Annotated in this window: 25 protein-coding genes; 11 read left to right on the forward strand and 14 right to left on the reverse strand. The window is 58.6% G+C overall.

Annotated features, from left to right (window positions below):
• Window positions 1-29 precede the first annotated feature (29 nt).
• The 4 genes from glpR to ADB08_RS04600 all read right to left on the reverse strand — a co-directional run bounded on the left by glpR (window position 30) and on the right by ADB08_RS04600 (window position 4,479).
• Entirely contained in the window at window positions 30-1,301 is a 1,272-nt protein-coding gene (glpR, locus tag ADB08_RS04585) for a gephyrin-like molybdotransferase receptor GlpR (RefSeq protein WP_016423263.1), read from the reverse strand.
• A gap of 173 nt (window positions 1,302-1,474) precedes the next feature.
• Window positions 1,475-2,107, reverse strand: coding sequence for a GNAT family N-acetyltransferase (locus ADB08_RS04590; protein WP_049171292.1), 633 nt, complete (start codon window positions 2,105-2,107; stop codon window positions 1,475-1,477).
• A gap of 30 nt (window positions 2,108-2,137) precedes the next feature.
• Window positions 2,138-3,409 (reverse strand): gephyrin-like molybdotransferase Glp, encoded by a 1,272-nt coding sequence (gene glp, locus ADB08_RS04595; RefSeq protein WP_005511382.1) that lies wholly within the window; start codon window positions 3,407-3,409, stop codon window positions 2,138-2,140.
• Between the two features lie 95 nt (window positions 3,410-3,504).
• Window positions 3,505-4,479, reverse strand: a complete 975-nt coding sequence (locus tag ADB08_RS04600) for a UTP--glucose-1-phosphate uridylyltransferase (protein WP_049171295.1) — start codon at window positions 4,477-4,479, stop codon at window positions 3,505-3,507.
• Window positions 4,480-4,611: 132 nt separating this feature from the next.
• On the opposite strand from ADB08_RS04600, the gene ADB08_RS04605 reads away from it, so the two are divergent.
• From ADB08_RS04605 to mscL, 3 genes are all read left to right on the forward strand, one after another.
• Window positions 4,612-5,286 carry a 5-formyltetrahydrofolate cyclo-ligase gene (locus tag ADB08_RS04605; protein WP_049171297.1) on the forward strand — a complete coding sequence of 225 codons (675 nt, stop codon included), beginning with the start codon at window positions 4,612-4,614 and terminating at the stop codon, window positions 5,284-5,286.
• A gap of 105 nt (window positions 5,287-5,391) precedes the next feature.
• Window positions 5,392-5,937: an SAF domain-containing protein gene (locus tag ADB08_RS04610; protein WP_224433571.1), complete on the forward strand. Its 546-nt coding sequence runs from the start codon at window positions 5,392-5,394 to the stop codon at window positions 5,935-5,937.
• A 252-nt stretch (window positions 5,938-6,189) separates the two neighbouring features.
• On the forward strand, window positions 6,190-6,606 hold the full coding sequence (gene mscL / locus ADB08_RS04615; RefSeq protein ID WP_016423268.1) for a large-conductance mechanosensitive channel protein MscL: 417 nt from the start codon (window positions 6,190-6,192) through the stop codon (window positions 6,604-6,606).
• A gap of 293 nt (window positions 6,607-6,899) precedes the next feature.
• Here the strand turns inward: mscL and ADB08_RS04620 are convergent, their stop codons facing one another.
• The 6 genes from ADB08_RS04620 to ADB08_RS04645 form a co-directional block, all read right to left on the reverse strand.
• Complete coding sequence (locus ADB08_RS04620) at window positions 6,900-7,469, reverse strand: MogA/MoaB family molybdenum cofactor biosynthesis protein (protein ID WP_126108175.1); 570 nt, start codon at window positions 7,467-7,469, stop codon at window positions 6,900-6,902.
• Window positions 7,470-7,541: 72 nt separating this feature from the next.
• Window positions 7,542-8,861 carry a S1C family serine protease gene (locus ADB08_RS04625; protein WP_016423271.1) on the reverse strand — a complete coding sequence of 440 codons (1,320 nt, stop codon included), beginning with the start codon at window positions 8,859-8,861 and terminating at the stop codon, window positions 7,542-7,544.
• Window positions 8,862-9,019: 158 nt separating this feature from the next.
• Window positions 9,020-10,576 (reverse strand): sensor histidine kinase, encoded by a 1,557-nt coding sequence (locus ADB08_RS04630; protein WP_016423272.1) that lies wholly within the window; start codon window positions 10,574-10,576, stop codon window positions 9,020-9,022.
• On the reverse strand, window positions 10,576-11,268 hold the full coding sequence (locus ADB08_RS04635; RefSeq protein WP_005511429.1) for a response regulator transcription factor: 693 nt from the start codon (window positions 11,266-11,268) through the stop codon (window positions 10,576-10,578). Before ADB08_RS04635 ends, ADB08_RS04630 begins: the two co-directional genes overlap by 1 nt.
• 242 nt (window positions 11,269-11,510) lie before the next feature.
• On the reverse strand, window positions 11,511-11,684 hold the full coding sequence (rpmF, locus tag ADB08_RS04640) for a 50S ribosomal protein L32 (protein WP_005511439.1): 174 nt from the start codon (window positions 11,682-11,684) through the stop codon (window positions 11,511-11,513).
• Window positions 11,685-11,705: 21 nt separating this feature from the next.
• The gene (locus ADB08_RS04645; protein ID WP_005511390.1) at window positions 11,706-11,972 is read right to left on the reverse strand and encodes a type B 50S ribosomal protein L31; all 267 of its coding nucleotides are present in this window, start codon (window positions 11,970-11,972) and stop codon (window positions 11,706-11,708) included.
• A gap of 456 nt (window positions 11,973-12,428) precedes the next feature.
• On the opposite strand from ADB08_RS04645, the gene rpmB reads away from it, so the two are divergent.
• The 7 genes from rpmB to ADB08_RS04680 all read left to right on the forward strand — a co-directional run bounded on the left by rpmB (window position 12,429) and on the right by ADB08_RS04680 (window position 16,946).
• A complete protein-coding gene (rpmB, locus tag ADB08_RS04650; protein WP_016423274.1) occupies window positions 12,429-12,665 on the forward strand; it encodes a 50S ribosomal protein L28 in 237 nt (78 codons plus the stop codon).
• A 3-nt stretch (window positions 12,666-12,668) separates the two neighbouring features.
• Entirely contained in the window at window positions 12,669-12,833 is a 165-nt protein-coding gene (gene rpmG, locus ADB08_RS04655) for a 50S ribosomal protein L33 (RefSeq protein WP_005511413.1), read from the forward strand.
• A 3-nt stretch (window positions 12,834-12,836) separates the two neighbouring features.
• Complete coding sequence (gene rpsN / locus ADB08_RS04660; protein WP_005511414.1) at window positions 12,837-13,142, forward strand: 30S ribosomal protein S14; 306 nt, start codon at window positions 12,837-12,839, stop codon at window positions 13,140-13,142.
• A 14-nt stretch (window positions 13,143-13,156) separates the two neighbouring features.
• The gene (rpsR, locus tag ADB08_RS04665) at window positions 13,157-13,408 is read left to right on the forward strand and encodes a 30S ribosomal protein S18 (RefSeq protein ID WP_005511410.1); all 252 of its coding nucleotides are present in this window, start codon (window positions 13,157-13,159) and stop codon (window positions 13,406-13,408) included.
• A gap of 165 nt (window positions 13,409-13,573) precedes the next feature.
• Entirely contained in the window at window positions 13,574-14,509 is a 936-nt protein-coding gene (locus ADB08_RS04670; RefSeq protein WP_049171304.1) for an AEC family transporter, read from the forward strand.
• Window positions 14,510-14,556: 47 nt separating this feature from the next.
• On the forward strand, window positions 14,557-15,282 hold the full coding sequence (locus ADB08_RS04675) for a TIGR03089 family protein (RefSeq protein ID WP_049171307.1): 726 nt from the start codon (window positions 14,557-14,559) through the stop codon (window positions 15,280-15,282).
• Between the two features lie 53 nt (window positions 15,283-15,335).
• Complete coding sequence (locus ADB08_RS04680; RefSeq protein ID WP_049171310.1) at window positions 15,336-16,946, forward strand: FMN-binding glutamate synthase family protein; 1,611 nt, start codon at window positions 15,336-15,338, stop codon at window positions 16,944-16,946.
• A 20-nt stretch (window positions 16,947-16,966) separates the two neighbouring features.
• Here the strand turns inward: ADB08_RS04680 and purE are convergent, their stop codons facing one another.
• The 4 genes from purE to ADB08_RS04700 form a co-directional block, all read right to left on the reverse strand.
• A complete protein-coding gene (gene purE / locus ADB08_RS04685) occupies window positions 16,967-17,443 on the reverse strand; it encodes a 5-(carboxyamino)imidazole ribonucleotide mutase (RefSeq protein ID WP_049171375.1) in 477 nt (158 codons plus the stop codon).
• Window positions 17,444-17,560: 117 nt separating this feature from the next.
• Window positions 17,561-18,850, reverse strand: coding sequence for a 5-(carboxyamino)imidazole ribonucleotide synthase (locus tag ADB08_RS04690; RefSeq protein ID WP_080969567.1), 1,290 nt, complete (start codon window positions 18,848-18,850; stop codon window positions 17,561-17,563).
• Window positions 18,851-18,880: 30 nt separating this feature from the next.
• Window positions 18,881-19,342 carry a PH domain-containing protein gene (locus ADB08_RS04695; protein WP_049171313.1) on the reverse strand — a complete coding sequence of 154 codons (462 nt, stop codon included), beginning with the start codon at window positions 19,340-19,342 and terminating at the stop codon, window positions 18,881-18,883.
• A 6-nt stretch (window positions 19,343-19,348) separates the two neighbouring features.
• A complete protein-coding gene (locus ADB08_RS04700) occupies window positions 19,349-20,206 on the reverse strand; it encodes a biotin--[acetyl-CoA-carboxylase] ligase (RefSeq protein ID WP_049171316.1) in 858 nt (285 codons plus the stop codon).
• A gap of 126 nt (window positions 20,207-20,332) precedes the next feature.
• Between ADB08_RS04700 and ADB08_RS04705 the strand changes: the two genes are divergently transcribed.
• Window positions 20,333-21,973: an acyl-CoA carboxylase subunit beta gene (locus ADB08_RS04705; protein ID WP_049171320.1), complete on the forward strand. Its 1,641-nt coding sequence runs from the start codon at window positions 20,333-20,335 to the stop codon at window positions 21,971-21,973.
• The last annotated feature ends 30 nt before the right edge of the window (window positions 21,974-22,003 follow it).

Here is a 22,003-nt window from a genome sequence, read left to right on the forward strand (position 1 = left end):
AAGGTTGTTCTACGGCTCAGCTCACAGGACTAGCTCACACGAGCCTGTGGCATTTCGTCATAATCGTCGTCATCAAAGCGGTAGTCAGTGTAGGCCAGATCTGCGAAATCCGGGTCCTCATCATCAAGCTCGACCACTACCGCGCCCGGACGGCGCAGACGCTGTGGAATTCCCAGCTCGTCATCCTCGCGGTTACGCACGCCGAGGCGGGCCATCTTCATCCGGCGAATTCGGCGAGCCCGCAGTTCCTGCTCTGCACGCACGGTGCGGCGCAGGTTGACCAGGTACAGGGTCATCAAGCCGACACCGACCAGTGGAATCCACCAGGTCCAACCACCCGCGAAAGCAGCGATGATGACCGTGACCGCGATGAACGCTGCCAGCCCAGCAACCGAACGGCGGCGGCGGGCAAAGCGAGTCTCAGCGTACTGGGCATCCGAAATCGGATCGAACCCACCACGACCACGGCGCTTCTCAGCGAACGCGTAATCATCTTCGGTCAAGGTGTCATCGACAGCGACTGCGTCATCGTTGGACTCGACACTGTGGTCGCTGTCGTCCTCGACGGTCTCGTCGGGTTCCGCCTGCTCGTCTACGGTGTCTGCTGCCTCTTCAGTCTCAGAGAGAGCCTCAGCGTCCGCGTGCTCAGCGTCAGCCGCGGCACCGGAATCAGCGTCAGATTCAACGGCATCTTCGAACATCAAGTCATCGGCGTCGACAAACTGACGGCGAACGTCAACGCTCACATCGGAAGAGGACTCATCTGCACGAACCACGTCACCTTCGGCGGAGGCAACGGCGGAGTCAGATTCAGCATCCTCGTCATTAACGACAGCCTGCAGCGACTGGTCTGCAGACTCATCATCGGACACGTCCATGTCAGAGCGGTCAGAAGACTCAGCAGTGGCTTCCTCGGTAGCGGAATCATCCGCCTGCGGGGTCTCCTCCTCTGCATCTGCCGCTTCCAGCTCGTAGACGATATCGCCGTCAACGACGGCCGGGTCGGCCGCCTCGTCCACGGTGTCGTCGATAAGCACGTCGCTGACATCGAAGTCATCGTCGACCTGCGCGTCAACGGTTTCGAGAGAATCGTCGACTTCTTCGGCCACGCGCACGTCCGACTCCTTAAAAGACGGACGGCGGCGCGTCGTGGCCAACTCCTCGCCACCACGATGCAGCACGCGGGTCTTACCTAGCGCATCGGAGGTACGACGAATCGGCTTGCGCGTATTGACCACCAGCGGGGCCAGCACAAACAGCCACAGTACAACGATGAGTATCAGCAACAGTGAAGTTGACATATTTTGTGTCTCCTTGCGATTTCGCCCGGGGTTTCGCCGTCTCTCCCCGGCCCACATACGCCGCCCACATGCCCTTCCACAGAGGCATTTGCGAAGGCAGTCAGCGTATCTAGAGCGAATTCGCCCAATAGTAGAGTTGTCATCACCCTATCGGCGTGCGTTACTCAGACTACTCAGGCGCGCCGTTGCGGTGGGTATTTCTCCGCCTCTTCATATTGCGCACGACCACTCGCCACGATGAGATCCACTGCACTGTCCTCCCCCACCCGCGCATAGGTCAGATGATCGCGCCACGCACCATCCATATGGAAGGCTTCCCGCGCCACGCCTTCGTACTCGAACCCACAATTTTCCAGTACGCGTATCGACGGGACATTGCTATCCAACACAGTCGCTTCAATTCGGTGGACGCCAACTCTCTTGGCATAATCCGATGCCAACGCCACTGCAGCAGTGGCGACTCCTCCACATGTAAAGCCGCTGCCTACCCAATAACCGATCCAGGCGTGAGCGACGGGGAAAGGCGTAATACCGCCGAGTGTGAGCATGCCGGCGAACTGGCCATCTACCTCAATGGTGGAGACAATCATGTCTCCTGCAGCCTCTGAACGACGCCAACTGCGCAGGTTACGGCGAAAAACAGAAGCCCTGTGGGCATTATCCCAGTCGTCGGCGAGGGTTGGCTCCACGGGGCGCAAAATGGGCTCGTCACGCAGCCGCAGTGCCCGCCATGCAGGGGCATCAGAGCGCTCTGGCACACGCAGGCGGACTCGGCCGCCACTGGTTACTAGACGAGAAGTACGCACGGCAACGATACTCGCGGTAGTTGGGTGCGGTTAGGCCTGGCGCGCCATGAACAGCACGTCCACTACATCTCCCGGACGCACGTGGAGCACGTCTTCCGGAATCACGATGAGGCTGTTGGCTTCCGACATACCGGCCAATAGGTGGGCTTGTGCACCGCCGGAACCTCCCAGCGGCTGCACCATGTATTCGCCGGTCTCACGGTCACGCATGAGCTGGCCACGGATATACCCGCGACGCTTCTCCGCCGACTCGATCGGGCCGACAGCACGAGCTGTGACAGCGCGGCGGCGAGGATTGCGCTTACCTAGCGCCAGTCGAATGAGGGGACGAACCATAACCTCAAAAACGACCAATGCGCCGACCGGGTTCGACGGCAGCAGGAACGTTGGAATCTTGTCATCTCCCAGCAGACCAAAGCCCTGGACCGAGCCAGGATGCATAGCGATGCGGGAGACATCAACCTCGCCCAATTCAGCCAGCACACGGCGAATCTGCTCACCCGCGGCACCGCCGACAGCCCCCGTGATGACCAAAAGCTCACTGCGAATGAGCTGGCCCTCGATGATTTCCCGAATGCGACGGGGCTCACCGGTGGCAATACCCACTCGGTGCACCTCGGCCCCAGCATCGCGGCCGGCTGCTGCCAACGCGTAGGAGTTGACGTCGTAGACCTGACCGAGGCCTGGCGTGCGGTCAACATCGACCAACTCATTACCAATGGAAATCACGGACATACGCGGCTTGGGGTGCACCAAAACCTTCGAACGCCCCACTGCTGCCAACAATCCAACCTGCGACGGCGAAATTACCGAGTCCAAGGACACCGCCACGTCACCCGGCTGCACGTCGTCGCCGACCTTCCGCACAAAGTCACCGGAGTAGACCGGATGGAGAACATTAACTCGACGGCCACCGCGGTCGGTCCAGTTTAGGGGCACGACAGCGTCGGCAAGCGATGGCAGCGGCGCACCAGTTTGTACGCGCACGGCCTGCTTCGGCTGCAGCCGCATCGGGTGGTGAGAGCCGGCTGTCACCTCACCGACAACAGGCAGCTCGACCTCGCGAAAATCAACATCACTCTGACGCGCATCCGGAGGTAAAGAACCAGATTCGCCGACGATATCGACAGCGCGCACCGCATAACCATCAATCGCTGACTGCACGAATCCCGGCAACGGCTGCTCTGCGATGACATCTTCAGCGCACAGCATGCCGAGGGATTCCGAAATAGCAACGCGCACAGGATCAGGCATCACAGCGTGTGCGGTGATTGCCGCCAACTGTTCTTCCACAGAACGCATGTTTTACCTTCCTCGGCACCAACCCGCGGTGCGCTTTATGCTATTCAGCTTCTCAGTACAAGCCTCTAGATAAGTACAGCCTCTATAAAAAGGCTTTAAGCCTGTTCATCCTGCGCCAGACGCTGCTGCATATACTCGCGCAGCCCCTCGCCGTAGTCCGGATGCCTGAGTCCAAAGTCTACGCAAGCGCGAATGAAGCCACCAGGATTTCCCAGGTCATGGCGGAACCCCTTGTGGACGACCACATGAACCGGATGCCCCTCTTGAATCAGCAGCTCAATTGCATCGGTGAGCTGGTATTCGCCGCCCTTACCGCGCGGGATGCGGCGCAGCGCATCGAAGATGGCACGATCGAGCAAGTAACGTCCGACTGCCACGAAGTTGGATGGAGCATCCGCAGGGTCCGGCTTTTCCACCATGCCCTTGACTCGCTTCACATCGTCCCAAGCATCAGCATCAGCCGCGTTCTCACCAAGCTCACCCGACTCCGCCGGGGTGGCGTCCTCAATATCGAAGACACCGTAGTTGTAGACCTCTTCGTGAGGAATTTCCAGCGCACATAGCACCGAGCCACCAAAGCGCTCGCGCACTTCCGTCATGCGATCCATCACACCCACGGGAAGCACGAGATCGTCGGGAAGCATGACAGCAACGCTGTCCTCATCGTCTGCGAGCAGCGGCTCTGCGACCAGCACCGCATGCCCCAGGCCCAGCGGTCGATCCTGGACAACGGATTCCACGCGGATAACCTCGGTGGCGCGGCGTACCTTCGCTGCAATTTTGTCCTTGCCACGCTCGGCGAGAGTCTGCTCAAGGTCCGGGCGCGGGTCGAAGTGCCCAAGCACGCCATCCTTACTCGGCGCTGTGACAATAGCCAGGCGTTGCGCACCAGTGGCGGCGGCCTCTTCAGCAATCATCTCGATGCCCGGCGTATCAACTACGGGCAGCAATTCTTTCGGCACTGTCTTGGTGGCAGGCAAGAATCGCGTACCCATGCCCGCGGCAGGAACGATGACAGTTCGAACCGGAGTAGTCATGTCCGAACCAGACTCTTTAGACGATGAGACCATAATGGCAACGATACCTATATAACTTCCATTTGCTCGGAGGCTGACCCCGCTTTTTCAACGCATTAATCAGAAATTTTCTCCTGCGCTGACGACAGAGGTCGCTCCCCTACCCGACAGAGTAGGTTTGCAGGTATGGCTCCGCTTCCCGAAACCACGTCCGATTTCAAAGCCCGCACACGGCACGAGGTACTCGCCGCACGCGCCGCCAAGGGGCAGCGTGAGCGCATGCTTGACGACGAAGCACTGGTACAGCGGTTGCAAGAATGGTTATCCAACACCGTCGGCGACCTCGCAAAACCTGTCATTGCCGCTTATGTCCCCGCTGGTGACGAACCCGGCGCAAGCGTTTCTAGTTCGACTGGCGGTAAGCCCGGCCAGGGCTTTGTGGAGGCTCTGGCAAACGCGGTTTCCGGAGCACGAATTCTGCTTCCCGTCTGCCCGCCCGGTCCACCACAACCGCTGCACTGGGGTTACTACAACGGCAGCTTCCACAAGGGCCGATTTGGACTCTTGGAACCTGTTTCGGTGGAAGACTCTGCTGGCCCAGCTGAGCTGGGTGTTGCCGACGCCATTATCCTGCCGGCAGTTGCGGCCGACCCCGCAACCGGGATGCGGTTAGGGCGTGGCGCTGGTTACTACGATCGCAGCTTGGTTTTCGCTCGACGCGACAGTGATACGGATGGGGTGAGAGCTGCGGCCATCGCTGTTGCAGTTTTCAACACCGAATTGCGCACGGAGCTTGCCTACGATGAGCACGACATTCCTGCCGATTATGTGATCACGCCAGCGGGGATTTCACAGATTTAATGGAACCGATTCCGGGATTTTCGCGCCTAACTTAATATGAGCCCAAAATATTCGTCCCGGTTTCCGCGTCCATTCCGAAAGCTCCGCCCCACAACTATTCGGCGGATGGTTGCCCTCACTGTTTTCCTATGCGCAGTCGGCCTGGCGGCGGTGGAGTCATTGACACCCCGCAGCGGCCATATTCGGGTAGTGGTTAGCGCCAAATCCATTGCCGCTGGCGCATCGGTGGCAGAACAAGATGTGGCTTTCAAGGACATTCCCCGGGAGCTCGTTCCCGGTGGAGCCGTAACGGACATCGCCTCTGTGCGGGGACGCACCCTGGCCACCGGCATGTCACCGAGAGAGATAATTACAGAGCAGCGAATGGTCGGCCCGTCACTTGCCAAGTCGCTGACGGGGACGTCGGAAAGCAAAATTATTGCCATCACGTTGACTGATGCGGGCATTGTGTCCGCTCTTCGCACTGGTGACAGCGTGGATATTGTGTCGACAGCGGATGAGCGCGGGGTGGCGGCGCCGCTTGCACACGGGGCAAGGGTGGTCAACATCGTCGACGATGAGGTGGTCTTGGTCGCTCTGCCCACCGGCGCCGCGGAGGTGGTGGCTGCGACATCGCTAGCATCTCCGCTCACACTGTTACTCGCGGGTTAGTGACCAAAATCTCACTGGTTCAAAGATCTTATGGTCCTGAACAGTGTTTTTCGCAGAAAGTTGACTTGTCCCACAACTTAGTGCGGGGATACAATGGCCAGGCAATTCAAAACTACGATTAGAGCGAAGAAGAGTGGCACTGCCTGATATCGCACTGCCCCGTTTCTCAAAATCGTATGGGCCTGCCATGAGCAACACGATGACTCACAGGTCTCGTTTGGTTTGTTCCGTTTCTACAGAAGGAAATTTCCTATGCTTAAGGGCTTTAAAGAGTTCATCATGCGCGGCAACGTCATCGACCTGGCGGTCGGTGTTGTCATCGGTGCTGCGTTCACCGCAATCGTCACTGCTTTCACCGACAGCCTGCTCGAGCCGCTGCTGAACACCATCGGTGGCGCAGAGGTCACTGGCCTTGGCTTCGAAATCATCAGCGGCAACCCGTCGACCTACCTTGACTTCGCAGCTGTCATCACCGCAGTCATCAACTTCCTGCTGGTCGCAGCGGTTGTCTACTTCGTCATCGTTGCTCCGATGAACAAGTTCAACGCGATGCGTGAGGCTCGTCTGGAGACCTCCGCTGAACCGGAGGTCACCGAGGCTGACCTGCTGACTGAGATTCGTGACCTGCTGGCAGAGCAGAACGGCAAGCCGAAGACGGAGCTGAACTAGCCTCTAGCTGCTAGTTGCGAGCTTCCGATAAGAAGCTAACTAACGCTTTTTACACAGCGCTCATCCCCAATGGGGTGGGCGCTGTTTTGTCCAGTAGTCCGCATCAAAATCACGAGCATCCTCCGGGGATTCATCGTGATAGTGCACTGTGCGCGCAGTTTTCGCACTGCGTGACTGGGCAAAGTTTTTCGCCGGTGCACCTGCGCGACGACGTTGCCTACGGCTGCCACTGCGCGGCGCGGCTTGCTCTTGCTCTTGCTCGGGCTGATTGGGATGTTTGGCGTCGCCCATTCCTAGACGCTCCAGCGGCAGAGGTCATCAAGCACATGTGAGACCAGCGGGAGAATTGTCGCCATGCCATCGCGCACTGCAGCGCGAGACTCCGCGAGATTGACAATCACTGTCTGACCGGACACACCGGCCAAACCGCGGGACAGCCCCGCATCCAAGGCGCCAGCTCCCATACCGGAGTTACGAATAGCCTGCTCGATGCCCTGCAGCCGCACATCAAGAACCTTGCGAGTGGCATCCGGAGTCTTCGCACGAGGACCAACTCCAACACCGCCCACCGTGACGACCAAATCTGCGCCACCGACAACAGCGGTATCTAGAGCCTTCCGGATCTCACGCTTGACTGCACCAGTGCTGACCACGGCATCGACCGAGTAGCCGTCTTCTTCCAACAGCTCAACCATGAGCGAAGCCGCACCATCCGGGTTCTCGAAATGGTCCCCCACGAGGACAACGAACGCATTTCGGACCTGGCCGTCGTCGTTGATAAGACGCTCCATCTCAGCGAGGTTGACGTCACTTGGCTCAGTACTCACGGTTTCGCTCATCTGCTCTATCTCGCTTTCTCCCACAGCTTTTCACTCGAAGTTTCACTCGAAAACTCTTCTACAGATGGTGAGGTACTCACTCCACCACGCTGCCTATCAATCCTGGGCTTCTGCCAAGGTGACATCGACCGTTCGCTCGTTGCCGCCTCGCTCATCTGTAACTGTAAGTGTGACAGAATCCCCGATCCGATGCGACCGAATAGCCGCAATTAGTGCAACGCCGTTGTCAAGTGTGCGGTCATCAACCTTGGTAATCAGGTCACCATCTTTCAGACCCGCCTTATCAGCTGGGCCACCTGGCGTTACTTCTCGCACCAGTGCACCACGTGCAATCGGACGCGAATCGATCTGGGCACCAATGACAGGCATCCGCGCCTTGCCGGAATCGATCAGGTCTTCCGCTATGCGACGAGCCTGATTAACCGGAATTGCGAAACCAAGGCCAATGCTGCCCGCCTGTTCCGATGCCTCACTGTTAGAGGCAATCACGCTGGGCACACCGATGAGGTTGCCTTCCATGTCCACTAGCGCTCCGCCGGAGTTACCCGGATTAATCGCCGCATCGGTCTGGATTGCATCAATGACCGAGGACTGACCGTCTTCACCAGCGGCGGTCACCGGACGGTTCTTAGCGGAGACAATGCCCTGCGTAACAGTGGAGGTCAGTCCCAGCGGCGAACCAACGGCCACCACTTCCTGGCCAACCTGAACCTGCGAGGAGTTGCCCAGCGAGATTGGGCGCAGCCCGTTAACACCTTCAATTCGAATAACGGCAATATCCGTAGCCGCATCCCCTGCAACCAGAGTTGCCGGGTGCGTGGTGCCGTCGGAAAGCAGGACTTCCATATGTGCGTCCGGACCCGCGCCTGCGACGACGTGATTATTCGTCAGCACCAGACCGTCGGACGACAGAATGGAACCTGACCCCGACGCCGTGCCCCGCTCCGAGGCAGTGGTGATGGACACGACACTGGGAAGGACCTTCTGCGCGACCTTCTCCACGGACCCCTCAGCTGCTGCTACCTGACGGGTTTCCGCAGGCTTATCCAGCGCGTTATCCGCGGGGGCCGACGACTGCGAGTTGTGAACTACCCATGCGCCGACACCGCCACCGATACCGGCCGAGCACAGCATCAGGGCAGCGACTGCCAGCGCCCCCATGCCCTTAGCCCCCTGGGCACCCTTGGTCTTCTGCTGATTGGCCGCAACGTCCCACTCTGAACCGCCTCCGTAAGCGCCGTTCGGCTGAGACGGGATGGTGTTGTAGTGGGAATTCTCCCAGCCGCGCTCATTGACAGAAAACTGGTTTGTCTCACCAGCATCCCCCATGGCACGGTTCTCGCTGAAGTTGTGAGATTGCGAGGAGTAGTGTCCCCGCTCATCTCCCCGCGAGGAATCGTTGAAAGAGTTGCTCATACGTAATACCTTGCACTGTCTGTCTAACAATTGGCTGAGAGCAGTCTGCGGTCTCGCCGATAATTCCCCGAATGAAACACCGAATCCCCGCCACACGCTTCCTTAAAAGGCCGCGCGCAGCGGGGATTACATCAGCTTTGACGTGGGGTTATGCGTTTCTAGCTAGGCTCTTGAGCTGAATCGGAGTCGTCACCTTTTCCGCTGTGCGGACTGCCCGGCAGCGTTACTCGCATCAAGGCACCGCCATCATCGGACTCATCGGCAGTAATCGTACCCCCGTGGCGGACGATGACCGACTTCACAATGGCCAAGCCCAGGCCGGATCCAGGCATCGACCGCGACTGAATGGAACGGTAGAAACGCTCGAAGACCTTGTCTCGATCTTCCTTCGGGATACCTGGCCCCGAGTCCGCCACCGTGAATTCAGCAACAACCTCGCTGAGCGGCGTCAGACGAACCCGCACGGTGCCATTTTCTGGCGACCACTTTGCAGCATTGTCCATCAAGTTCAAAACTGCGCGACCAAGACCCGCCGAATCCCCGTAGACATACCACGGAGCTGTCTGCACATCGAAGGTAATATCCGGACGACGACGCTCAACACGCGCCAGCGACGTGGAAATGATTTCGTCGACATCGACATGCTCAATAACCTGTTGCGGGCCATCTTCGCGTGCCAGATCAACCAAGTCACCGACCAACGTCGACAACTCTTCCAGCTGTGCGATGACGTCAGCTTCCAGATCCGCGCGATCCTCATCCGAGATTGCCGCTCCCGAACGGGAGGCCATCATCAGCAGTTCAATATTTGTGCGTAACGACGTCAGCGGAGTCTTCAACTCATGACCAGCATCTGCAACCAGCTCCGCCTGCTTAATGCGCGACGCTTGAAGTGCAGCCAACATCTCATTGAAGCTGCGGGTAAAGCGCGCAAGCTCATCATCGCCCTCCACAGGGATTGGGCGCAGCTCGTCGGTTTCCGTCACTCGCTCCGCAGCAATGCGCAGCCGAGTGACCGGGCGCAGACCCGTTGTTGCCACCGTAATACCTGATCCGATTGCGAAGAGGATTCCGATAGCAGAGATACTCAGCAGCACTGCACTGAGCGCTTTCAGGACCGACTGCGTCGAGCTCAGATCCTGAGAAAGGATCAGCGTCGCACCGTCTTCGGAGCGGACGGCGTATACACGACGGCCGTTGTACTCATCGGTGCGAATCGATTCCTGTCGATTCCCCCGCAACACCGCAAGTTCGGGGCCACCAATAGAGATTGAGCCACCGCCTTTGCCCGCCACACTGCCGTGGGCAAAGTACACCGCGTCCAGATCGGGGTTCAGAATCCTGTTCGAGTCCGCTTCAAAGGAGGGGCCAATGGCAAACTCCGAAGCGTACGGTGACATCAGCAGCTTTTCCGCCTGGTTACGGAGGTTACTGTCCACCTCGCGGTATAGCGCTGCCTGCACAGTAAAAAAAGCAGCCAGCGTCATCAGCCCCACCGACATCGCCACAATGAGCGCTGTCAGAATAGTCAGCCGCCAACGCAGCGAAGGGATACGCGAGCTCCGCGGCAGGCCGGGAAGCGATTCCCCTGCCATCGTCTCAGTATTCGCGGACTTCTCTTGCTTACCGACGGTACCTTGCCCCGGATTGGCCTCCGTGGCAGAACGCTGATTTGATTGCACGCCACCGCCGGTCGAACGACGACGGCGCAACATCACGGTGCGGTCTCCCGCATCACATAACCGACACCACGAACGGTGTGAATCAGACGCGGCTCTCCCTCTGCCTCCGTCTTGCGCCGCAGGTAGCCAATGTAGACCTCCAGCGCATTGCCGGACGTCGGGAAGTCATAGCCCCAGACATCCTCCAAGATGGCGGTACGGGAGAGTACACGCCGCGGGTTGCTCATCAGCAATTCCAGCAGCGCAAATTCTGTACGAGTGAGGCTAATGCGGCGTTCACCGCGGAAGACCTCACGAGTTTCCGGGTCCAGGGAGAGATCCTCAAACTGCAGAGTTGCGGCATCCTCCATCGCAGGCACTTCCAAAGCAGAACGACGAAGTAGCGAACGGACACGAGCGAGCAGCTCTTCCAATGCGAACGGCTTGGGCAGGTAGTCATCTGCGCCGGCATCAAGACCAGCTACGCGTTCGGAGACCGAATCACGTGCAGTCAACATCATGACCGGCAGATCATCGCCTTCGCTGCGCAGCCGACGGCAAACATCCAGGCCGTCCAGCTTCGGCATCATGACATCCAAAATAGCCAAATCCGGACGATCCTTGGCAATCTTTTCCAAGGCCTCTGCGCCATCCTCGGCGAGCTCGACCGTGTAGCCATTAAAAGTCAACGATCGCCGCAACGCTTCGCGTACCGCTTGATCGTCATCAACTACCAAAATCTTCATACTGCCCATTGTGCCTTGAAAATATAAGGTGAGTGTAAATGTGACACAGATTCTTCGTGAGAGTGCTCCCATAAAACCTGGCCATAGAACTGAAAAACCTCACCCCATCGCCGAGTACAAGCGATGGGGTGAGGTTTAAAAAGCTCTTTATCAACTGTTCCTTACGCACTGAACGCACTCTGGGCGCGCGAAGCGCTTCGCGGTTCAGCGAGGAACGTTGTCAGCATCCTAAAAGATGCGCGTTAGAACTTCTCGACGTCAACCAGGCCGAGCTGAACAGCCTTGGCGATGCGACGAGGAACGTTGTAGACGCGGCCGTTTACCTTGACTTCCTGGAGAGCGACGTTGTTGCTCTTCCACTGGGAACGGCGAGCGCGGGTGTTAGCACGCGACATGCGACGCTTTGGTACTGCCATTTTCTTATTCCCCTCCTATTCTTAGTTCTTCTTCGCGCGGCGAATGCGGTTACCGTAACGGCGCTGGAACTTCTCGACGCGACCAGCGGTGTCCATGACACGCTGAGCACCGGTCCAGAACGGGTGCGACTCGCTGGTGACGTCAACGACGATCAGCGGGTACTCGTTACCGTCTTCCCACTCGACAGTGCGGTCGGAGGTGGCGGTGGAACGGGTAAGGAAAGAGTGACCCGTGCCTGCGTCCTTGAAAACCACCGGGTGGTAATCAGGATGGATGTCCTTCTTCATTAATTCTCGTTTCCCTCAGGATTGAACTTCAGGTCGCTTTCCCCCAGCTAAGAGTGAGAGAATCGTGCCTGAGTTGGGTACGAACACGACTTACAATGACACGTACCGGGTCAATATTTCTATAAACCGGCATGTGACACTCGATGGAATATTACAGGCTCGAGCCCGAAAATTAAAAAAGGGCCCTGCACTAACGCCCGTCGACAAGCACGAACTCTATGACGACCCGCGAGAGTCGCGCCGAGAAAACCACAGTGGAACAGCGATTAGGTTATCCCGCAACTCGTGTGTAAACTGTTCTCTCGCTGTTGTCTAGTTATTCGTTTACGCGCTCAGCGTCGAGTGTCAGTGGGCAGCGCCCCGGAAAAGGCCAGGTGGATTCCTCGGTTATTCAATAGTCCGGCGTGGCGCACCAGTGATGTCGGCATTGGGCGGCAAGGAAGCAAAGGAATCCCTATGTCGGCGATTTGCCAGGTTACGGGACGCAAGCCGTCTTTCGGCAAGACCGTGTCCCACTCCCACCGGCGCACGTCGCGCCGTTGGAACCCCAACGTGCAGCGTAAGAAGTTCTACCTCGCCTCTGAGGGGCGTCACATCACTCTGAATGTGTCCCCGAAGGGTCTGAAGACCATCGACAAGTACGGTATCGAGGCTGTTGTTGCTCAGATTCGTGCACGTGGGGAGAAGATCTAAAAAATGGCACGTAATGACATTCGTCCAATCATCAAGCTGAAGTCCACTGCGGGCACCGGTTACACCTACGTGACCCGTAAGAACAAGCGCAATACCCCGGACCGTATCACCATTAAGAAGTACGATCCGGTTGTCCGCAAGCACGTCGAATTCCGCGAGGAGCGCTAATTCATGGCTAAGAAGTCCAAGATTGCCAAGAACGAGCAGCGCAAGGAAATCGTCGCTCGTTATGCAGAACGTCGCGCTGAACTGAAGCGCATCATCAAGTCCCCGCACTCCACTGACGAAGAGCGCATGGACGCACAGTACGAGCTGAACCGTCAGCCGCGTGACGCGTCCCCGATTCGCGTCCGCAACCGTGACGCTGCAGATGGTCGCCCGCGCGGCTACCTCCGCAAGTTCGGTCTGTCCCGTGTCCGCGTTCGTGAGATGGCCCACCGTGGCGAACTCCCGGGCGTCCGTAAGTCCAGCTGGTAAGTCGAGGAGCACCAATGAAGCGCAATCACTCTAACAAGAAGGCGCGGATGGAGCAGTCCCGCCGCCCGAAGAAGAACCCGCTCAAGGCCGCAGGCGTTGAGAAGGTTGATTACAAGGACATTAACCTGCTCCGCCAGTTCATCTCTGACCGTGGCAAGATTCGTTCCCGCCGCGTCACCGGTCTGACTCCGCAGCAGCAGCGCCAGGTCGCTACCGCTGTGAAGAACGCCCGCGAGATGGCACTCCTGCCGTTCACCAGCCGCTAAAGATGGCTGGTCGGCGGGAGCCGATCATTCGAACACCCGCCGAAAGGCCTTATTTACGCGCTGGCCGCATGACGATACATGCGATAACAGCGTAAAACGGACTCAGTCCTTCCCCACCGAGGGGATTGGATTGGGTCCGTTTTTTATTGTCTAAAATATGCACTTATGCCCGCTCTCACCGAAATATTCACCGGCTTTGGTTCCGTCGCAGTACTGATCATTGTTGGCTGGTTGTTTGGGCGCAGTGAGATCGTCGATAAGCGGGCATCTTTTACCCTGAACATGGTCGTGTTCTGGATCGCGATGCCGTGCATGCTCGCGCACACTCTCGCAACGGCGGATTCGGCGAGCATCTTCGGTTCGGCGTTTGGTGTCGCGGCACTGTCGGCGCTTGGCACGGCGGCGTTCTACCGGATTTTTGTGGCGCCCATGTTCAAACAGCGCGGCGCCGATGCTGTGGTCGGCGCGATGTCGACGAGTTACAACAACGTCGCTAATCTCGGCGTGCCCATCGCAGTCGCAGTGCTTCACGACGCTACCGCCGTCGTCCCAGCCCTTATCTTTCAGATTGCCTTCTATGCGCCCGCTTCCATGACGGTGCTGGAAATCCTCACCAACCGCGGCCATTTCCGACCGCGCAATGTCATCATGGCACCGCTGAAGAACCCAATCTTTCTGGCGGCGATGGTGGGGCTTGCGGTTAATGCGTTTGCTATCGAAGTACCTCAGTTCGTAGCGCATCCAGTGGGGCTATTGGGGCAAGCCGCAGTGCCAATGGCACTTCTGGCCTTCGGTATTAGCCTGCATGGCATGCCGTTTATGGAAGCCGGCCGCTCCCCTCGTCGCGCCGTCGTGGTGGCGTCTATGCTGAAGCTTTTCCTCCACCCCGCGCTCGCTCTGCTGTTCGGTCATTTCGTCTTCGGTCTCAACGGGCATGCGCTGCTGGCAGCTGTGATTATCGCCGGCCTGCCGACAGCCCAGAACGTCTACACCTTCGCCTCCCGCTTCGGCCGGAACCTTGAGCAGGCGCGCGATTGTGGCGTGATTACGACGATCGCCTGCTTGCCGACGGTCCTTTTGTTCACCCTGCTGTTGAGTTAGGGGACTCTTCCCGACGGCCTGGAGAGAATCTCGTTACCCTTGGAGGCGTGGAGATTCTGAAGACACTTCTCGAGGCCGACCCGTCCGTGCCTCGTTTGACCTGTTATGACGAAACTACCGGCGGTCGTACTGATCTATCGGCCCAAACTCTGGACAACTGGGCCAGCAAGATCGCCAACATGCTGCACGATGAGTTCGACCTCGTCGCCGGAGACCAAGTATGGATTGACTTGCCGTTGATTTGGCAGTCCGCCTGCATCATCCTGGGCTGCGAGCGTGCTGGCGTCACCGTTAGCGATGAGGAGCCGCTGGTCGTATTCACCACTGTCAGCAACGTCAGCACGTGGGAAGAGAAGTTCCCAGATGCCTACCTCGCAGTGCTTACCGACGATCCCTTTGGCCGCGGTGTCGTGGAATGCGGTGATGATATTCCACCGGGAGTCATTGACTTTGGTCCGGAAGTTCGTTTCCACCCAGACGCATATCTAGGCGCAGGCCCGGACTCCGACCAAACCCCCGTTATTGGGGAAAAGTCGGCTGCAGAACTGCTTTCATCTGCTGGCGATTATGCGGACGAGATGCAGCTCACGCCCGGTTCCCGCGTCGTTTCCGACGGCTGGCTGGTGCCTGATTCTTCACAGGTCACCGCAGATAAATGGGCATGTAATGTGCTGTCGGCTTGGGTTCGTGGAGGTGCTGCCGTCGTCGTGCGCGGTGGCGATAGCGAGCGTGTCACTGCTATTTCTACGGCCGAAAAAGCCCGTGTGATTTAGTCGCAGCTGTCCCGTCGAGAAGCGCTCTAAGTAGTCGCGATAACCTGGAAACCGTGATTACCCGACCATATATTCTTGCGATTCTCGCCCTCATCAACGTCTTGGGCGCACTGGCTGTATGGGATCTGAGCCCATGGTGGTGGATTCTGATGGCCTTCATCCTCTTCCTGGATGTTGTGGCTATCTATGACATGCTTCAGAGGAAGCACTCCATCTTGCGGAACTTCCCGGTCATCGGCCATCTGCGCTACATGGGTGAGACCATTCGCCCTGAGATGCAGCAGTACTTCATCGAACGCAACTTCGACGGCGCTCCATTCGACCGCGATACCCGTACCGTGGTCTACGAGCGTGCGAAGGGGCTGTCCTCGAAGAAGTCATTCGGTACTGAGCGAAAGATTAATGCGCCCGGCTACGAGTACGTCCGCCACTCGATGGCGCCGAGCCAGCACGTCATCGAGGATCCGCGCGTAGATATTGGCGGTCCGGACTGCGCCCAGCCGTACTCAGCGTCTATCTTCAACATCTCAGCCATGAGTTTCGGCTCTCTGTCCCCTAACGCTGTCATGGCAATGAATAAGGGCGCGAAGCTGGGCAACTTCGTACAGGACACCGGCGAGGGCGCTATCAGCCCTTACCATTTGAAGTATGGTGCCGACCTCTATTGGCAGCTGGGTTCCGGTTACTTCGGTGCGCGTACCGAGGATGGCGACTTCGATCCGGAGCTCTTCCGCGAAAAGGCTAAGATTCCGCAGGTCAAGGCAACCTATCTGAAGGTTAGCCAGGGCGCAAAGCCTGGACTCGGCGGCATGCTGCCAGGTCACAAGGTCAATGAGGAAATCGCGGCTACTCGCCACGTACCAGTTGGCAAGGGTGTGATGAGCCCGCCGTACCACCGCGTCTACTCCACCCCGCGTGAACTTGTTCGGTTTATGGGCACCATGCGCGAGCTCAACGGTGGCAAGCCGGTCGGTTTCAAGCTGTGTGTTGGCTCCCAGCTTGAGTTCCTCGCCGTGTGCAAGGCCATGCTGGAAGAGAACATCACCCCGGACTTCATCATCGTCGACGGCGCTGAAGGCGGCACCGGCGCTGCACCGCTGGAATACTCCGACCGCGTTGGCCTGCCGCTTACCGACGGCCTGATTCTCGTCCATAACGCGCTCGTAGGTGCCGGTCTGCGAGATCGCATTAAGCTCGGTGCGTCCGGCAAGGTCATTACTGGCTTCGATATTGTGAAGCGCATGTGCATCGGTGCTGACTTTGTGAACTCGGCTCGCGGCATGATGATGGCCACCGGCTGTATCCAATCTCAGCTATGTCATACAAACACCTGCCCGGTGGGTGTGGCTACCCAGGATCCGAGCCTGTGGAAGGCCCTGGATGTCGACGACAAGGGTCAGCGTGTGGCCAACTATCACAATGCCACGGTCGCGGAAGCAGCTAGCCTATTGGCATCGATGGGCCTGAATAGCTTCTCTGAGCTGGGGCCGTCCCACCTGCTGCGGCGCACCAATGAGCAGGTCGGTGAGACCTACGCGGAGCTCTACAACTGGCTGCAGCCAGGCGAGCTGCTGAGCGGAACTCGCTTCCACAACTGGGCCGAAGCCTGGGAGACCGCCGACCCGGACACGTTCCACTACCCCGCAGTTCATATGCGCGGGTAGTTCGGGGCTGGTTGCGCGCCCTACTCACCCATCAGCTTCTTGCGCAGACGCTCGTCCTTTTCCAGGACCTGATCGCGCATGTTGGCCTGGTAGTTCTCCATCGCCACAATGAGCTCCGGGTAACCGGCCGAGAGAATACGCACAGCCAGCAGGCCAGCGTTCTTAGCGCCGCCCACACCGACGGTTGCCACCGGAACGCCGCCCGGCATCTGAACGATTGACAGCAGGGAATCGACACCCTCCAGGTTCTCCAACGCGCGTGGCACGCCGATAACCGGCAGCGGAGTGGCCGACGCAACCATGCCCGGCAGGTGTGCTGCACCACCGGCGCCAGCGATAATGCAGCGCAGCCCCTTGTCAGCGGCGGACTTTGCGTAGTCAATCATGCGTTCCGGAGTGCGGTGTGCAGAGACCACACCTACCTCAAAGGGAATTCCGAACTCAGCCAAGACCTCCGCTGCGGGCTCCATGGTCGGCCAATCCGAGTCCGACCCCATAATCAGACCGACCAGCGGACCGGTTACGTTGGCCAACTTCGGGCTTGCCACCTGGTTTGCTTCAGCCAATGTTGTCTCCTTGAGATAGCAATCTAATTCTTATACAGCGCCAGCCACCTATGCGGTGTAGCCGTCTGCCCACACGCCATCGACGATGTAGCCAGCAGCGAGGTTGGCAACCCGCCGGGTCTCCGCGATGCCTTCCGGGCTTGCGTCGTAGCCGCACAGGTTGACGTGCCCCAGCTTACGTCCAGGGCGCCAATCCTTCCCGTACCAGTGAATCTTCGCTGATGGGAAACGACGCCATACCTCAGCAAAACGCTGTGAAATAGGTACATCCGAGGCCTCATCGCCACCGAGCGTATTGACCATTACCGTCACCGGCGCAGTCGGGCGAGTGGAACCCAGTGGCATGTCAGCAACTGCACGCAGGTGCTGCTCAAACTGGCTGGTCTCACAGCCGTCCTGCGACCAGTGACCAGTGTTGTGTGGCCGCATGGCCAACTCGTTGACAAAAATCTCCGGATTGCCGTCAGCATCGACGGTTTCGAACAGCTCAACTGCCAGCGCGCCGGTTACTCCCAGCTCGGAAGCGATGGTCACACTGAGCTTTTCGGCCGCTCTCGCAAGGTCGTCGGCAAGCCCTGGCGCCGGGCAGATTGCCTCAACACAGATGCCGTCACGCTGCACGGACTCGAGGACCGGCCAGGCCTTGACCTCGCCCGACGGCGTGCGCGCACACATGGCCGACAACTCACGAACCAGCGCGACCTTCCGCTCGGCCATCAGCGGCACATCTTTGCCCAACAGCTCGTCGACAAGCGTGCGCAGATTCTCGCGGTCCTTCGGGAACCACACGCCGTGACCGTCGTAACCGCCGCGGCGAGCCTTCAGGCAGACGGCACCGTCAACGCGGTCGAAGAATGCTTCGGCATCCTCGGCGGACTCAATTGCAGCGTAGGCAGGTACTGGAGCGCCCAGTTCCTCCAGGCGCTGGCGCATCAGCAGCTTATCCTGCGCGTACAGCAACGCCGACGGCTGAGGCTGAACCGAGTAGCCCATCTCGGTCAGCTTGTTGAGGAATTCGGTGGGAACGTGCTCATGGTCGAAAGTCACGGCCTGCGCACCGGCGACAGCGCGCTCAACATCTTCCCAGACGTGGTAGTCGCCGATGATAACGTCCGCACACACCTGCGCTGCGGAAGCATCCGGCGAACCGGCGAGCAAACGGATGGACTGTCCCAGCTCAATGGCCTCAGTCTGCATCATACGAGCCAGCTGACCGTCACCAATCACCGCCACAACCGGCACGCCATCAGCATGCGCGGGATGCTGCGCAGCAGTTAGCGCTGCAGCGGAATTAGAAGTGGAATTAGTGGAGTTTTCAGGGGTATCCGAAGCAATCACACCCCTGATTGTAGGTTATGACCCAAAATTCTAAGTCAACCGGGAGACCAACTTAGCCACCTTACGAGAGCTGGGAATATCTTCCACAGCCAGCGGCGGGCCGAAACTGCGGGTGTGCAGATACAGCACGCCGCCCTTGCGATTGACCGCACGTACCGAACGCAGATCAATCGAGACCACCTGCGGGCGCAGAATGCCACGGCGCAGAATAATTCGCCTATCAGTTAGTACGAACCGCTCCCCCAACCAACTTAGTACCGGACGAACGACGCGCCAGAGAATAAGCCCCAGCCACGCGAAGAGCAGCAGCTGACGCACACCTTGCAGATCTCCCGGAGCAATCGCAGGGCCGTCGATAAAACCAATCAGCAACCAGCAGACGCCCGTGATAACCATGAGTTCCAAGAGCGGCCACACCAGCCGACCAAAAGTTGGATTGGTGTCCAGCAGAATTGCCTCGCGCGTGTCCAACTCATCATCGGGAAAGGTCATACAGCACTACCCCCGCTCCGAATCAGCCTGCGGGGACGCATAGCCGCCGTCAGTGGCACGAACATGGAACACGTCACCGGCCGCAACAAAGTGACTTGTGCCAGCTTCATCGGTGACGATCAATTCGCCGTCGGCACGCACGCCAACCGCCTTGCCCACCAGCACGCGATCCCCCGGCAACTCCACGCGCACGTTCGAACCGATGGTCGCGCACACCGCCTCGTAGTCCCGCAGCAGCTCCGCATCGCCCTTTCGCCACTGCGCTTGACGACGTCCCAGCGCACGCAGCACACCAGCGGAGATGTCGTCGCGGTCGAGGTTTTCCGCTCCCGCCAGGTATAGCGAAATGGCGTGTGGCACCGGCAGCTCATCTTCCTGCAGGGAAACGTTGACGCCGATTCCCGGAATGAGAATTGGCGGTGTCAGCGACGCGGCCTCCACCAGAATTCCGCAGAGCTTACGACCGTCAACCAGGACATCGTTCGGCCACTTCAGGGAAACGCGTTCAGGCGCAAGACCCGCAACTTCCACAACAGCATCGACAACTGCGAGGCCCGCGACTAACGGCAACAGACCCAGTTGCTCGGGTGCGAGCCCTTCCGGGCGCAGCAGCGCGCTGAGTGCAATGGACGCACCCTTCGGGGCCGTCCAACTACGACTCAGTCGACCGCGACCTGCGGTCTGCTCCGAGGCGATAAGCGCACTGAGATCTGCCACCTGCCCCAGTGCCGCCTGTTTCCGAAGATCAGCGTTGGTCGAACCAGTGGTTTCGACAACCTCAATGGAATTCCAGCCCGGCGCGGCTGCGCGCACACGCGTGGCGTCAAGAGGCTTGCGGGAAGCAACAATCCTGGGGTTGGTCATGCACAGCAGTCTAGCGCCATGGCCGGATTCACTGAGTCGTGACCTTTCTCAAGAGCTCTACAGCGTGAGAATCATCACAGCTCGCCTGCTTTACTATTTTCCTTCCCAAACACTACATTCCATAACATGACTATTTCCTCACGTTTGGCGGCGGAGCAACACACCACCGCTTTCCTCAATGAAGACCTTCTACGCCGACGCACTGCTGCACTGACTCCGATGGGGTCGCGGGGCTACGACAAGCTCAAACTGACTGAGCGCATGAATGCCCGCGAGCGCATTGACTACCTGCTGGACGAAGGATCTTTTGTCGAATTTGATGCGCTAGCCCGCCACCGCACTACCGCATTTGGGATGGAAGCCAAACGCCCCGCGACCGACGGAATCATCACCGGCTGGGGAACCATAGACGGCCGTGAGGTCTGCATCTTCTCTCAGGACGGCACAATCTTCGGTGGTGCACTCGGAGAGGTCTACGGCGAAAAGATGGTCAAGATTCAGGAACTTGCCATCACTACCGGCCGCCCCCTTATTGGCATGTACGAAGGTGCCGGCGCCCGCATCCAAGATGGCGCAGTCTCACTGGACTTTATTGCCCAGACGTTCCACCACAACGTTCGCGCCAGCGGCGTCATTCCGCAGATTTCAGTCATTTTTGGCGCCTGCGCGGGCGGAAATGCCTACTCCCCAGCACTGACGGACTTCGTTGTCATGGTGGAGGAAAACTCCCGTATGTTCGTCACCGGCCCTGACGTAATCGAAACAGTCACAGGCGAAAAAATCAGCCAGCACGAGCTCGGCGGCGCCGACACCCATATGGAGATCGCCGGAAACTCCCACTACACCGCCGCTAGCGAGCAGGATGGACTCGACTGGGTCTGCGATTTGCTCGACTACCTCCCCAACAACACAACCTCCCCCGCGCCCAGCTGGGATTCCGATGCCAGTGACGAAATCACCGACACCGATCGCACCCTCGACAGTCTCATTCCCGACAGCCCATCCACGCCGTACGACGTGCACGAAGTCATCTACGCGCTTTGCGACGATGCGGAGTTCCTGGAAATCCAGGAAAACCGAGCAGCCAATGTCGTGATTGGCCTTGGCCGTCTCAACGGTCAATCTGTTGGGTTTGTCGCTAATCAGCCCATGGAATTCGCGGGCTGCCTAGATATCGATGCAGCGGAGAAGGCCGCGCGATTCGTCCGAACCTGCGATTGTTTCAACATTCCACTCGTCTTTCTCGTAGACGTACCCGGCTTTCTCCCCGGTTCAAATCAAGAACACCAGGGAATTCTGCGCCGTGGCGCTAAATTGCTCTATGCGTATGCAGAAGCAACCGTTCCTAAAATCACCGTCACCATGCGCAAAGCCTATGGCGGCGCGTATTGCGTGATGGGATCAAAGGGGCTCGGCGCGGATGTAAATCTGGCTTGGCCGACGGCACAGATCGCCGTGATGGGCGCCTCAGGCGCAGTACGCTTCCTCCATCGTGCCGAGATTCGAACCGCCACCGAAGCAGCTCTCGCAGCAGACCCAGCGGCCGATAGATTTGGCACTCCCGAGAGTGTGAAAGAACTCATTGCTGAACTGGAAATGGGATACGAGCAACACATGCTCACGCCTTATCGTGCCGCCGAACGGGGGTTAATTGATGAAGTCATCCTCCCCTCCGAGACACGAACTCGAGTGATAAAAAATCTGCGCCTTCTAACTTCAAAGAAAGTACCGTGGCCTGCGCGCAAGCACGGCAATATTCCACTGTAAGAGCAGGCTTTTTGCTGTACAACGAGCTAG

The sequence above is a fragment of the Corynebacterium sp. 239_CJEI genome (genome assembly GCF_001055995.1).
Lineage (GTDB): Bacteria > Actinomycetota > Actinomycetes > Mycobacteriales > Mycobacteriaceae > Corynebacterium > Corynebacterium jeikeium_D.

Coding starts and splice junctions, on each gene's coding strand:
- glpR (WP_016423263.1), bottom strand. CDS start 1,301: ATGTCAACTTCACTGTTGCTGATACTCATCGTTGTACTGTGGCTGTTT.
- glp (WP_005511382.1), bottom strand. CDS start 3,409: ATGCGTTCTGTGGAAGAACAGTTGGCGGCAATCACCGCACACGCTGTG.
- ADB08_RS04600 (WP_049171295.1), bottom strand. CDS start 4,479: ATGGTCTCATCGTCTAAAGAGTCTGGTTCGGACATGACTACTCCGGTT.
- ADB08_RS04605 (WP_049171297.1), top strand. CDS start 4,612: ATGGCTCCGCTTCCCGAAACCACGTCCGATTTCAAAGCCCGCACACGG.
- ADB08_RS04610 (WP_224433571.1), top strand. CDS start 5,392: ATGGTTGCCCTCACTGTTTTCCTATGCGCAGTCGGCCTGGCGGCGGTG.
- mscL (WP_016423268.1), top strand. CDS start 6,190: ATGCTTAAGGGCTTTAAAGAGTTCATCATGCGCGGCAACGTCATCGAC.
- ADB08_RS04625 (WP_016423271.1), bottom strand. CDS start 8,861: ATGAGCAACTCTTTCAACGATTCCTCGCGGGGAGATGAGCGGGGACAC.
- ADB08_RS04630 (WP_016423272.1), bottom strand. CDS start 10,576: ATGTTGCGCCGTCGTCGTTCGACCGGCGGTGGCGTGCAATCAAATCAG.
- ADB08_RS04635 (WP_005511429.1), bottom strand. CDS start 11,268: ATGAAGATTTTGGTAGTTGATGACGATCAAGCGGTACGCGAAGCGTTG.
- rpmF (WP_005511439.1), bottom strand. CDS start 11,684: ATGGCAGTACCAAAGCGTCGCATGTCGCGTGCTAACACCCGCGCTCGC.
- ADB08_RS04645 (WP_005511390.1), bottom strand. CDS start 11,972: ATGAAGAAGGACATCCATCCTGATTACCACCCGGTGGTTTTCAAGGAC.
- rpmB (WP_016423274.1), top strand. CDS start 12,429: ATGTCGGCGATTTGCCAGGTTACGGGACGCAAGCCGTCTTTCGGCAAG.
- rpmG (WP_005511413.1), top strand. CDS start 12,669: ATGGCACGTAATGACATTCGTCCAATCATCAAGCTGAAGTCCACTGCG.
- rpsN (WP_005511414.1), top strand. CDS start 12,837: ATGGCTAAGAAGTCCAAGATTGCCAAGAACGAGCAGCGCAAGGAAATC.
- rpsR (WP_005511410.1), top strand. CDS start 13,157: ATGAAGCGCAATCACTCTAACAAGAAGGCGCGGATGGAGCAGTCCCGC.
- ADB08_RS04670 (WP_049171304.1), top strand. CDS start 13,574: ATGCCCGCTCTCACCGAAATATTCACCGGCTTTGGTTCCGTCGCAGTA.
- purE (WP_049171375.1), bottom strand. CDS start 17,443: ATGGGGTCGGACTCGGATTGGCCGACCATGGAGCCCGCAGCGGAGGTC.
- ADB08_RS04695 (WP_049171313.1), bottom strand. CDS start 19,342: ATGACCTTTCCCGATGATGAGTTGGACACGCGCGAGGCAATTCTGCTG.
- ADB08_RS04700 (WP_049171316.1), bottom strand. CDS start 20,206: ATGACCAACCCCAGGATTGTTGCTTCCCGCAAGCCTCTTGACGCCACG.
- ADB08_RS04705 (WP_049171320.1), top strand. CDS start 20,333: ATGACTATTTCCTCACGTTTGGCGGCGGAGCAACACACCACCGCTTTC.